Here is a 12,012-nt window from a genome sequence, read left to right as displayed (position 1 = left end):
TCAGCGGGTGAGGCGGCAGCGGACGGGCTCGTCGAGGCCGCCGACCTCGATGCGCAGGTCCTTGAACTCGTCGCCCGGCCAGGCGTCCAGCTCGATGGTGCCCCGGCGGCCCTCGAGGGTCAGCTCGGCGTATGGGTTGTGGTTGTTGTCCGCCGGCTTGAGGGTCCAGGTGCCGCTGCCGGACACGGGGGTGCGCCGCTCGTCGGCGTCCTCGTCGTGGACGACCAGGGCGTCCGCGCGGAACGTCCCGCCCTCGGCGATGCTCACCTTGCCGCCGCACTCGCTGGTCCACACGCCGACGACCTGGTCGGCGGTGAACGCCGGCGAGCCGCTGAACGGCCAGTCGATGTCACAGCAGCCGCAGCCGAGCAGCAGCGGGAGGGACAGGGCTGCCATGACCACTCGGGTCCGGGTCGATTGACGAGGCACGGAAGTGATCATGGCAGATCCATGAATGCCTAGCCAGCAGCGGGATCCAGCTTGATCGACAGGCTGTTGACGCAGTGGCGGGTGTTCTTGTCGGTCATCCGCTCGCCCCGGAACACGTGACCCAGGTGCGAGTCGCACCGGGCGCAGCGGATCTCGGTGCGGGCCATGCCCATGCTGCGGTCCTCGATCTCCTTCACGGTGCCGGGGATCGCGTCGTCGAAGCTCGGCCAGCCGCAGTGCGAGTCGAACTTCGAGGTGCTCTCGAACAGCTGGGCGCCGCACGCCCGGCAGTTGTAGACGCCGGCGGTCTTGGTGCTGACGTACTCCCCGCTCCACGGCGCCTCGGTGCCCGCGCGGCGCAGGACCCGGAACTCGTCCGGGGACAGCCGCACGCGCCACTCGGCATCGGTGGTGGGCAGGTCGACAAGTGGCTCGGTCATGCCTCAACGGTAGGCGGCGCCGCGCCGGGCGACCATTACGGCCCGCGAACACGATTTTCGCGATGCGCGCGACGTCTCCGCCGCAGCCTCGTTGGACCGACGAAAGCCACGATTCGGACTTTATGTGGCACACCGGTCGAATGGACGGGGTACGACAACGATGAGGCTGCTCTACAAGGCGGTTGCGGTCGGAGCGGCAGGCGCCGCGGGCATCACGCCACTGGCCACCGCGGCGCATGCCGCGCTCACGTCGCAGGAACTGCGCGTGGACCGCTGCGGCCAGACGTGGAACGGCACCCTCGAGCTGTGCGCCGCCGGCGAGACGTCCCACCCTGGCACGGCCCCCGCCGGCTACGGCCCGACCGACACCAATGGCTGGCAGTACGACGCCCCGACCGGCGTCGGCACGGGCGGCCCGCTGTACGCCGGCCACGCCACCGGCGCCGATGACGCCCCCGGCTACGGCGGTCACGGCCACGGCCACGGCGGGCACAGCAACGGTGGTGGCGGTGGTGTCAGCACCGGGGGACCGCTGCACCCGGGCACAGCCAGCGGTGGCTACGGCAACGGTGGTCACGGCCACGGTGGTCACGGCCACGGCGGTCACGGCCACGGCGGTCACGGCAACGGTGGTGGCGGTGGTGTCGGCACCGGGGGACCGCTGCATCCCGGCACGGGTAACGGTGGCTACGGCAACGGCGGTCACGGCAACGGGACGCCGGGCGGCAATGGCAGCGACACGCCCGGCGGCGGCACCGGAAACGGCACGCCGGGCGGCAACGGCAACGGCAACGGGACGCCCGGCGGTGGGACCGGCAACGGCACGCCCGGTGGCGGGACCGGCAACGGCACGCCGGGCGGCAACGGCAACGGCGCCGGCACGCCCGGTGGCGGGGCCGGGAACGGCACGCCCGGTGGCGGCACTGGCACGCCCGGCGGCACCGGCAACGGCACGCCCGGCGGCACCACGCCGGGTGGGACCGGCACCGGCAGCGGCGGTCCCGGTGTTTCGAGCGTCCCCACGGGTTCCGCGGCGACCGGCGCCGCGACGGCCACCGGCATGCTGCCCGTGACCGGCACGTCGTCGATGATGACGACGATCGGGTTCGCGTTCATCATCGGCGGGGCCGGCATCCTGTACCTGACCCGCCTCGGCGACCGCGGCGAGGAGCAGACCCCCGACGCTAGGACCCCCGGCGGGACCCCCGGCGGGACCCCCGGCGGGACCCCGGGCCGGACCTCGGGCCGGACCCCCGCGGGCAAGGGGCCGGTGGCGCCGAGGCCGCGGCGCAGGCCGAGCCCGCAGGCGGCGCGGCGCTCCTGATCTCGTCCCGGAAGCCCGCTCGATGGTGTCACGGGGCGCCGCGGGCGGGTCCGGCGCGTAGGGTGCTTGGCATGGCCAGTGCGCTGGAGATCGAGGTTGCCGGGCGTCCCGTGCGGTTGACCAGTCCCGACAAGGTGATGTTTCCGGAGCGTGGCTTCACCAAGCGCGACGTCTTCGAGTACTACCTCGCGGTCGGCGACGGCATCATGCGGGCGCTGGGCGACCGGCCGACGACGTTGCAGCGGTTCCCGGAAGGGATGAGCGGGGAGACGTTCTTCCAGAAGCGGGTGCCGACCAAGGGTGTCCCGCCGTGGCTGGAGACGGCGCAGATCGCGTTCCCCAGCGGGCGCAAGGCCGACGAGCTGTGCCCCGCTGACCTCGCGCACGTGGCGTGGGCGGCGCAGATGGGCACGATCGTGTTCCACCCGTGGCCGGTGCGCAAGGCGCACGTCGACCACCCCGACGAGCTGCGGATCGACCTGGACCCGCAGCCGGGGACGGACTTCGCCGACGCGGCCGTCGTCGCCGGCGAGCTCAAGGCCGTCCTCGACGAGCTGGGATGGAAGGGCTGGCCGAAGACCAGCGGCGGGCGCGGCGTGCACGTGTACATCCGGATCAAGCCGGAGTGGACGTTCGTCGAGGCGCGGCGGGCCGTGATCGCCCTGGCGCGGGAGGTGGAGCGCCGCCGGCCGGACCTCGTCACCACCAAGTGGTGGAAGGAGGAGCGCGGCGAGCGGGTCTTCGTCGACTTCAACCAGATGGCGCGGGACCGCACGATCGCGTGCGCGTACTCGCTGCGGGCCAACGCCCGGGCCACGGCGTCGACGCCGCTGCGCTGGGAGGAGCTGCCCGACGTCGAACCCGACGACTTCGACCTGCGGACCGTGCCGGAGCGGATCGCGAAGCTCGGCGACGCGCACGCCGGCATCGACGACGTCGCCCACGACATCACGCCGTTGCTGGAATGGGCGGAGCGGGACGCTTTCCGCGGTGAGGGCGACATGCCCTACCCGCCCGAGTACCCGAAGATGCCCGGCGAGCCGATGCGGGTCCAGCCCAGCCGCGCCCGTGCCCCCGAGTGAGGCGCTACTTGTTGCAGGTGAGGTTCGCGGGCGGGACCAGCAGGTCGATCAGGTAGCGGTTCACGGCGTCGTTCACGCAGCCGGTCTTCGGGTAGGCCGTGTGGCCCTCGCCCTTCCACGTGATCAGCGTGCCGACGCCGAGCATCTTGGCCAGGGCCGGCGCCTGCTCGTACGGGGTCGCCGGGTCGCCGAGCGTGCCGATGACCACGATCGGCGCCGAACCGGTCGCCGGGCCCGCCGGGTAGGGGTCGCGCTTGCCGGGCCACTGCGCGCAGACCAGGTTCAGCGCGAGGGCGCCGCCGAACAGCGGATACTTCGACCGCCACTGCGGCTGCAGCGCCCTGGCCTGCTCCACCGTCGGGGTGTCGTCGCTGTCCGCGCAGCCGACGGCCGCGTTGGCGTCGAACATGTTCGTGTACTTGCCCTGCGGGTCGCGTTCGGCGTAGGAGTCCGCGAGCTCGAACATCTTGTCCGGGTTGCCGCCCCGCAGGTCCTGCATCGCCTGGGCCAGCACCCGCCAGCTCGACTCGTTGTACAGCGACGACACGACCGCGGTGAACACCCAGCCGGCCGTGGCCTTGCGGCCCTTGCCCTGCACCGGGGCGGTCCGCGCGTCGGCGATCGCCTTCATCACCACGGCCCGCGGGTCGGGCCCGATCGGGCAGGAGGTCGCGTTGGCCTTGCACCAGGTGGTGAGGTTGTCGAACGCGTGCTCGAACCCGGCCGCCTGCTTCTCCGCCGAGTCCTGCATCGACAGCGTCGGGTCGACCGCCCCGTCGAGCACGAGCGCGCGGACGTTCTTCGGGAACAGTTGGGCGTACACGGCGCCGAGCAGCGTGCCGTAGCTGTACCCGAGGTACGTCAGCTGCTTCTCACCGACCGCGGCCCGCAGGGCGTCCATGTCCCGGGCCGTCTGTTCGGTGGAGAAGTAGCGCAGGGTGTCGCCGTACTTGTCGCCGCAGGTCTGCGCGAGCCTCCTGGTCACCGCGACGGACTCGCCGAACGCCGCGTCGGTCTGCGGGTCCGGGTCGATGCCGAAGTTGGCGTCGAGGTCCGCGGTGGAGAAGCACCGCACCGGCGACGACCGGCCGACGCCGCGCGGGTCGAAGCCGATCACGTCGAAGCGGCGCACCACCTCGGCCGGCAGCAACACGGAGCGGTAGACGCCGTATTCGAACCCGGACGCGCCGGGCCCGCCCGGGTTGATGAACAGCGACCCGACCCGGTCCCGCTGCGTCGTCGACCGCCCGCGGACCAGCGCGATGTCGAACGTGCCGGACCCGTCCGGGTTCTGCCAGTCCTGCGGGACCTTCACCGTCGCGCAGTCGTACTTCACGTTCTGCGGCGGGCTGGAGAAGATCCCCTTGTACACATCCGGGCAGGCTTTCCACGCGGCCGGCTCGATCTGCACACCGGACGACGTGGAGGGCTCCGCCGACGGCGAGCTCAGCGTGCGCCCCTCCTGGATGGGCGCGGCCGGGGTGCTGCAGCCGGCGAGAAGCGCCGCGACGAGCAACCCGGGCACGAGTCGTCTCAAGGCCGCCCCGCCAGCACGGACTCGACGTCGAAGCGGATCGGCCGGTCGAGCTGGTCATACGTGCACGAGTGCGGCTCCCGGTCCGGCCGCCAGCGCTTGAACTGAGCGGTGTGCCGGAACCGGTCGCCCTCCATCGCGTCATAGCCGACCTCGACGACGAGCTCGGGGCGCAGCGGCACGAACGACAGGTCCTTCTTGCCCGACCAGCGGCTGAGCCCACCCGGCAACCGGGTCGCGGCGTCACCGGCCGGCACGGCGTCGAGGCTCGCGGCCGCGGCACCGGGGATCTGACCCGCCCAGTTCCACGGGTGGTCGACGATGTCCTCCCGGTACGGCGCGAGCTCCTCGACCAGCTCCGCCCGGCGCTCCCGGGTGAACGACGCGGACACCCCGACGTGGTGCAGCCGGCCCTCCTCGTCATACAGCCCGAGCAGCAAGGACCCCACGATCGGCCCGTCCTTGTGCCACCGGAACCCGGCCACCACGGCATCCGCGGTCCGCGCATGCTTGATCTTGAACATGGTCCGCTTGCCGGGCTCGTAGGCGCTGCCGGCGGGCTTCGCGATCACCCCGTCGAGCCCGGCGCCCTCGAACCGCTCGAACCAGTCACGGGCCACCTCGATGTCCGTCGTCACCGGTGTCACGTGCACCGGCGCACTGACGCCCTTCAGGGCGTCGACGAGCCTGGCCCGGCGCGTGGCGTACCCCACCTCGATCAGCGACTCGTCACCGATGGCGAGGAGGTCGAACGCCACGAACGAGGCCGGGGTCGCCTCGGCGAGCATGTTGACGCGGGAGGCGGCCGGGTGGATCCGCTGCCCGAGCAGCTCGAAGTCGAGCTTCGGCTGCCCCGAGTCCCGCCGGATCACGATGATCTCCCCGTCGACCACACACCGCACCGGCAACTGCGCCAGCACCTGCGCGACCACTTCGGGAAAGTACCGGGTCAGCGTCTTGCCGCCCCGACTGGCGAGCTCAACCTCGTCCCCGTCCCGGAACACAATGCACCGGAACCCGTCCCACTTGGGCTCAAAGCTCATCCCCTCCACACTGGGCAGGTTGGGAATGCTCTTGGCCAGCATCGGCTCAACAGGCGGCATCACCGGCAGATCCACCCTGTCACAGTACTGCTACTTCCGCGGCGGCCTTCGGCCGGAAGAGCAGTGGGGGATTCTCACCCCGGACCCCCAATGCTCGCGTTGCTCGCACGACCTGCGCCCCGAGGGCGCGGTCGACTGGGACGCATGCGCGTGGCAATTTGAAGACCGGGGGTCCAGGTCCCAGGCAGTCAAGGTCTGTCGTCCTCCTCGCCCGCCATGCGCGCGAGACGACCGGGGCGGGCCCGTCCACCACAAAACCCCGTCGATCACCAATGTGGGCACCCCCGGCGATGTTGCGACAGCCAGGGAGTCGCCGCTTCCCACAGTCCGGTAGTGGGGCAGCGCCCGCGTCCATCGGACGGGCCCGCCTCCGTCGTCTCGCGCGCATGGCGGGCGAGCCAGACGAAGGACCTTGAGCGCCTCCAAACCTGAACCCCCGGTCCTTCAACTGCCACGCGCGAGCGTCCGAGTCGACCGCGCCCTCGGGGCGCAGGTCGTGCGAGCAACGCGAGCATTGGGGGTCCGGGGTGAGAATCCCCCGGCGGGACCCGCCGCGCCAGCGGTGGGGCAGCTAGAAACAGAAGCGGTGGGGCAGCTAGAAACAGCTAATACCGGGCGAATGCCCGCAAAGCTACTCTCGGGCCGAACTTTGGGGCCGTGATGCCGGCGGCGGCTAGGAGGCCGCAGACGCGGCCGCGGTGGCCGGCGTACGGGGCGAGCAGCTCCAGCATGTGCTCGTCGGTGCCGCGTGGGGCGCCGGTCAGGGCGTACGTGACGACGTTCTTGATGTGGTAGTCGCCGACCGAGACGGCGTCGGCGTCGCCGTAGGCGGCGCGGGTGACCTCGGCCGCGGTCCACGGGCCGATGCCGCGGATGCTCACCAGGCGGGCGGTGGCCTCCGCGGCCGTGGCGCAGCGTTCCAGGCGGGACGCCTCGGCGGCGACCCGGCGCAGCGCGTCGGCGCGTTTCTGTTCGATGCCGAACGGGTGGAAGACCCAGTAGGGCGCGGCGGCGATCGCGGCCGGCTCCGGGGGCAGCTTCAACCGTGGGTTGGGGCCGGGGGCGGGGTCGGTGCTGAAGTGCCGCAGCAGCCGCACGTAGCCGTCGCGGGCCTCCTTGCCGGTCACCTTCTGCCCGAGGACGGCCGGCACCAGGTGGTGGAAGACCCGGCCGGTGGCGCCGATCCGCAGGCCGGAGTGCTCGCGGGCGAGGCGGTGGACGAGCGGGTGCTGCCGGGCGAGCTCGGCGAAGCCGGTCACGTCGTCGCGGAGGCCGGCGACGGCGTCGGCCCGGTCCAGCAACCAGTCGGCGCCCGGCCCGTAGGCGGTCGCGACCAGCGAAGCTCCCGTCAACGCCAGATGGAGTGTTCCCGCGCCGGAAGGGGTACGGGTGGCGAACCACCCCTCCCGGGCCCCGACCGACAGCGTCGGGTCGCCGTGGATCAGGGCCAGGCCCTGCAGGGTGCCGGCCAGGTCGAACCGCGGCGGGGTCGGGAAGGTCCTCATCACGCCACGGTCCTGGCCGCGGTTCTGGCAAGGGCGCGGTGCAGCAGGCGGGCGTCGCCGAGCATGGCGCGCAGCTTACGCTCCAGCCCGGCGATCGGGATGAGGTTCTGCGGCGCCCGCGGGTCCTTGTAGGCGCTGGACGCGAACCGGGGCAGCGTGACGGCGGACAGGTGCGCGAGGGCGATCGCGTCGGCGGGGAGCAGGTCCGCGGAGCATTCGGCCCGCACGATGCCCGCCCACGGCGATCCCTCGGGTCCGGGCAGCCGCAGGTACCAGGCGAACCGGTGCCATGACGTGCCGAGCAGGAACACGGGGGAGCGCTGCCCGCTGCGCAGCCGGGTGACGACGGCCGTCAGCTCCGGCGGCAGGTACTCGACCCGGTGGGTCTTGATGTAGCCGAGAGCCCGGGGCAGGTGCGCGCGCTCCTGCAGCGGGCCGTCGACGATGAGCAGGTCGCCGTCGTCGCGTTCCTCGCTGGACACGCCGACCTCGAGCGCCCGCATGTGCCGCTGCACGCCCAGCGCCAGGTCCTTGGGTTCGCCGCGGGCGATTCGCCGGGCCGGGTAGCGGATCGCGCCGGCGACCAGCGGCGGGGCGAGCTCGAACGGGGTGAACAGGCCGCGTTCGATGCGGGTGGTGGCGATGGCGGCGGCGCCCCGGTCCAGGTCGCACCGCACGACCCCGGCGGCGTAGGACGCGGCGACGCCGGGGTGGGTGACGCCGTCGTCGTCGGTCGCCCAGACGCGCGCGTCGATGCGCTGGACCCCGTCGACGACGAGGACCGTGGCGGGTGGGCGCAGACCCAAGGGAGCGTCGACGGCCCGCCACGCCGGGGCGGGCAGCTCGACGTCGGGCTGGATCTGGGCGCTGCTCTGCGCCTGGGGGCCGTCCGAGCCGCCGGCCTCGAACGCGACCCCGTAGGAGGGGTCCCAGGCGTCGACGTGGAACTTCACAGCCCGATCCGTTCCACGCGGGCGGTCCGGGCGTCCCGGCGGACCTCGAACCTGACCGGGATCCGTTCGGCGAGGGCGCCGACGTGCGTGACGACGCCGACCATCCGGTCGCCGCGGGCGGCGAGGGCCTCCAGGGTCGCCGCGACGGTGTCCAGGGTGGACTGGTCGAGGGTGCCGAAGCCCTCGTCGAGGACGATCGACTCGAGGCTCGCCGCCGACGTCGACATCCCGGCGAGCTGCTCCGACAGGGCGAGCGCGAGGGCGAGGGACGCCTGGAACGTCTCGCCGCCGGACAGGGTCCGCACCGCGCGGCGCAGCCCGGCGTCGTGGTGGTCCACGACGTAGAACTCGCCCTTGTCGTGGCCGAGGTCGTACTGCCCGCCGGACAGCTCCCGCAGGGTGCTCGACGCGCCGTCGACGAGCGTGTCGAGGGCCTCGGCGAGCAGCCACCGCTCGAACCGGTCGGCCCGCAGGTGCTGGGCGAGGGCCTTGGCGACCTGCGCCTCCTTGGCGACCTCGTCGCGGTGGCCGCGGAGCCGGTCCGCCTCCGCGCGGCGTTCCTCGATCCGCCGGTGGGCGGCCTCGGCCCGTTCGAGGGCGACCGCGGCCTCGCGGGCCGGGTCGGTGCCGGGCGCGGGCAGTCCGGCGCCGGCGAACAGGGCGCGAAGGTCGTCGCGGACGGTGGTGACCCGCGCCTCGGCGTCCTGGACCGCCCCGACCGCGGCCGGCCGCCGGGCCTGCCGTTCACCGGCGGCGGTGCCGGCCCAGCCGGTCAGCGTGGCCCAGGCGTCGGCGAGGTCGTCGCGGTCGGCCGGCGGCGGCCCGAACGCGGCGAGTGCGTCGCGGGCCGCGTCGAACGCCTTCCAGGCGGCCCGCAGCTGGTCCTCGGCCTTGTCGGCGGCGCCGGCGGCCTTGCGGTGCGCCTCGCGGGCCTTGCGGACCTCGGCCCCGGCCCGCTCCAGCCCACTGTGGAGTTTCGCGATCGCGTCGAGGTCGCGGCGCAGCGCCTCGGGTGCCGGCGCCCCGTCCAGCGCGGTGTCCAGTGTGGACAGCCGGGCGTCGACCTGCTCGGCGTGCGCCTTCGCGGCGGCGAGGCCCCGGTCGAGGTCGCGCACGACCTTGTCCTGCTCGGCGACGACCCGTTCGGCGGCGTCGCTGCGCTTGCGGGCCGCGTCGCCGGCCGCCTTCGCCGCGGCGACCGCCGGCTCGTGCGGGGTCTCCGGCAACACCTGGACCGTCTGGGTGCACACCGGGCAGTCGTCGCCGACCCGCAGGTGCGGGCGCAATGCGGTGGCCCGGTCCACGGCGACCGCGGTCTGGTAGGCCTCCCGTGCCGCCTCCAGGGCTTCCATCGCGTCTTTCGCCTTGGTACGGGCAACGCCCAGCGCCCCGGTCGCCTTCGCGTGCTCGCGCTCGGCCGTGGCGACGGTCCCGTGCACGGTTGCCGCCTCGGCGGCGAGCCGGTCGCGCTCGCCGTGCGCGTCCAGCAGCCGCCGCAGCGCCGTCTGGTCGCCGGCCGCCTGCAGCTCGCCGCGCAGCTTCTCCTCGCGTTCCTCGGCGGCCCGGGCCCCGTCGACGGCGGCGGTGACCGCGCTGCGGGCGGCGGCCGCACCGGCCGCGAGGGTGCCGGCGTCCGCGGGGACCCGCAGCCGGGTCAGCCGGTCGATCTCGGTGTCGAGGCCGGTCAGGGTCTCCGCGGCGGCGACCGCGAGCTTCGCCGCGTCGTCCAGCTGGGGACCGATCCGGTCGACGCCGTCGGTGAGCGTCCTGAGCGCCGCCGCCTTCGCCGCCGCGGCGGCCAGGGCCGCGTCGTCCACATCGGACATCCCGGCGAGCTGCTCGCCGAGCACCTTCAGCTTCGCGTCCGCGGCGCCGCCGAGGGTGTTCGCGCGTTCGCGGATCTGGCCGTACACGTCGAGCCCCAGCAGATTCACGAGGATCTTCTGCCGCTCCGCCGGCTTCGCGTGCAGGAACGCCGCGAACTCGCCCTGCGGCAGCACCACGCACTTGGTGAACTGCTCGTAGGGCAGCCCGATCACGGTCTGCACCGCCAGGTCCACCTCGTTGGGGGTGCCGGCGAGCACGGTGCCCATGTCCTCGGCGCTGATCCCGGTGTCGAACCGGGCCAGGTCGAAGCCGTGGGGGAGCGCCTCCAGGCCGGCGTGTTTCGTGGTGACCGCGCCCTTGCCGTCCCGGCGGACCACCCGGGCCAGGACGTAGCGCACGCCCGCCGACTCGAACACGAACCGGACCCTGGCCTCGGTCGCCGACGGGGCGAGGGCGTTGGCGATCGCCCGCCGGTCACCCCAGCGGGGGACGGTGCCGTAGAGGGCGAACGTGATCGCGTCGAGGATCGTCGACTTGCCGGAGCCGGTCGGCCCGATCAGCGCGAAGAAGTCCGTGTCGGTGAAGTCCACAGTGGTCGGCTGCCGGAACACGGTGAACCCGTCCATGTCCAAACGAATGGGTCGCATGTCAGTTCCTCGCCTCCTGAACTTCGTCGTGCAGCTGGTGGAACAGCTTGACCGTGGCCTCGTCCGCGTGGCCCTTCTGGCCGAGGTAGTCGGAGAACAGCTCGCCCGCGGACCGGCCGGCCCGGGCCGCGGCCCGTTCGGCGGCCTTCGGGTCGGGCAGCAGCTTCGGGTCGATGCGCACCTCCAGGGCCTTCGGCAGCAGCTCCTGGACCTCCTCGCGCAGGCCCGCCCGCGGCTGCTCCGACACGTACACCCGCAGCCACGCCTCGCCGGTGTCCAACGTGGACAGCTGGGTGAGGGTGCCCCGGACGGTCCGCAGGGGGGTGGCGACCGGCAGCGGCACCTCGCGGACCCGCGCGGCGGTGCTCGTGGTGACGTCGACGATCGCGACGGCGGAGAAGTTCTCCTCCTCGCCGAAGTCGATCGGCAGGGGGCTGCCGCAGTACCGGATCGGGCAGGGCCCGTTGACGACCTGCGCGCGGTGCAGGTGTCCCAGCGCCACGTAGTGCGCCGAGGACGGGAACACCGACGCCGGCACCGCGTAGCCCATGATGGTGTGCGCCTCGCGCTCGCCGCCGCCCATCGTCGCGCCGATGACCGTCAGGTGCCCGGTGATCAGGTTGACGGTGTCCCGGCCGAACCCCTGCGCCAGGGTCGCCAGCAGCCCGCCGATGTGGTGCGCGTAGGACTGGGCGCTCTCCGCGGCGCTGAGGTCGAACATCTCCGCCGCCCGGACCGCGTAGCGCTGGGACACGAACGGCAGCGCGGCCAGCCGCCACTCCTCGCCGTCCTTCGTCCGCCCTTCCAGCAGCAGCTCCTCGGGCCTGGTCAGGGCGCCGCGGATGGTGATCCCGGCGGCGTCCGCCCACGGCCGCAGCGCGTCGAGGGCCTGGCCGTTGTCGTGGTTGCCGCCGATGACGACCACGTCGGCGCCGGTCTTGCGCAGCGCCGACAGCCCCCGCGTGACGATCTTCGTGGCGTCGGCGGGCGGGCTGGCGGAGTCGTACAGGTCACCGGCGACGATCACCAGGTCGGGCTGCTCGGCCTCGGCCACGTCGACGAGCGCCTTGAGGGCCGCGATGTGGTCGTTGGCCCGCGACTGTCCTTTCAGGACCTTGCCGACGTGCCAGTCCGAGGTGTGCAGGATCCGCACCGGTGGTTGTCCTTT

The 12,012-nt window shown here is 73.2% G+C and carries 10 protein-coding genes; 2 read left to right on the top strand and 8 right to left on the bottom strand.

All coding sequences use genetic code 11. The features are described 5' to 3' along the window. On the bottom strand, positions 1-396 hold the full coding sequence (locus Dsi01nite_RS11115; RefSeq protein WP_203846012.1) for a hypothetical protein: 396 nt from the start codon (positions 394-396) through the stop codon (positions 1-3). Between the two features lie 62 nt (positions 397-458). Continuing rightward, positions 459-869, bottom strand: coding sequence for a peptide-methionine (R)-S-oxide reductase MsrB (gene msrB / locus Dsi01nite_RS11110; RefSeq protein WP_203846011.1), 411 nt, complete (start codon positions 867-869; stop codon positions 459-461). Positions 870-1,029: 160 nt separating this feature from the next. Between msrB and Dsi01nite_RS11105 the strand changes: the two genes are divergently transcribed. Continuing rightward, the gene (locus Dsi01nite_RS11105; RefSeq protein ID WP_203846010.1) at positions 1,030-2,193 is read left to right on the top strand and encodes a hypothetical protein; all 1,164 of its coding nucleotides are present in this window, start codon (positions 1,030-1,032) and stop codon (positions 2,191-2,193) included. A gap of 71 nt (positions 2,194-2,264) precedes the next feature. Next, positions 2,265-3,275, top strand: a complete 1,011-nt coding sequence (ligD, locus tag Dsi01nite_RS11100; protein ID WP_203846009.1) for a non-homologous end-joining DNA ligase — start codon at positions 2,265-2,267, stop codon at positions 3,273-3,275. A 4-nt stretch (positions 3,276-3,279) separates the two neighbouring features. On the opposite strand, the gene Dsi01nite_RS11095 is transcribed toward ligD, so the two are convergent. The 6 genes from Dsi01nite_RS11095 to Dsi01nite_RS11070 all read right to left on the bottom strand — a co-directional run bounded on the left by Dsi01nite_RS11095 (position 3,280) and on the right by Dsi01nite_RS11070 (position 11,997). Then, positions 3,280-4,812, bottom strand: a complete 1,533-nt coding sequence (locus Dsi01nite_RS11095) for an alpha/beta hydrolase (RefSeq protein ID WP_203846008.1) — start codon at positions 4,810-4,812, stop codon at positions 3,280-3,282. Continuing rightward, positions 4,809-5,927 carry an ATP-dependent DNA ligase gene (locus tag Dsi01nite_RS11090; protein ID WP_203846007.1) on the bottom strand — a complete coding sequence of 373 codons (1,119 nt, stop codon included), beginning with the start codon at positions 5,925-5,927 and terminating at the stop codon, positions 4,809-4,811. The genes Dsi01nite_RS11095 and Dsi01nite_RS11090 overlap by 4 nt, the downstream gene beginning before the upstream one ends. A gap of 590 nt (positions 5,928-6,517) precedes the next feature. Further along, a complete protein-coding gene (locus Dsi01nite_RS11085; protein ID WP_203846006.1) occupies positions 6,518-7,417 on the bottom strand; it encodes a DNA-3-methyladenine glycosylase family protein in 900 nt (299 codons plus the stop codon). Further along, a complete protein-coding gene (locus Dsi01nite_RS11080) occupies positions 7,417-8,370 on the bottom strand; it encodes a hypothetical protein (RefSeq protein ID WP_203846005.1) in 954 nt (317 codons plus the stop codon). The genes Dsi01nite_RS11085 and Dsi01nite_RS11080 overlap by 1 nt, the downstream gene beginning before the upstream one ends. Continuing rightward, positions 8,367-10,844: an AAA family ATPase gene (locus Dsi01nite_RS11075; protein ID WP_203846004.1), complete on the bottom strand. Its 2,478-nt coding sequence runs from the start codon at positions 10,842-10,844 to the stop codon at positions 8,367-8,369. The genes Dsi01nite_RS11080 and Dsi01nite_RS11075 overlap by 4 nt, the downstream gene beginning before the upstream one ends. Position 10,845: 1 nt before the next feature. Next, on the bottom strand, positions 10,846-11,997 hold the full coding sequence (locus Dsi01nite_RS11070) for a metallophosphoesterase family protein (protein ID WP_203846003.1): 1,152 nt from the start codon (positions 11,995-11,997) through the stop codon (positions 10,846-10,848). Between the last annotated feature and the right edge of the window lie 15 nt (positions 11,998-12,012).

Origin of the sequence: Dactylosporangium siamense (assembly GCF_016862795.1) — a bacterium.
Classification (GTDB): Bacteria; Actinomycetota; Actinomycetes; order Mycobacteriales; family Micromonosporaceae; genus Dactylosporangium; species Dactylosporangium siamense.
The sequence above is the reverse complement of the archived record's forward strand: the minus strand, read 5'-3'. Positions and strand labels throughout refer to the sequence as shown.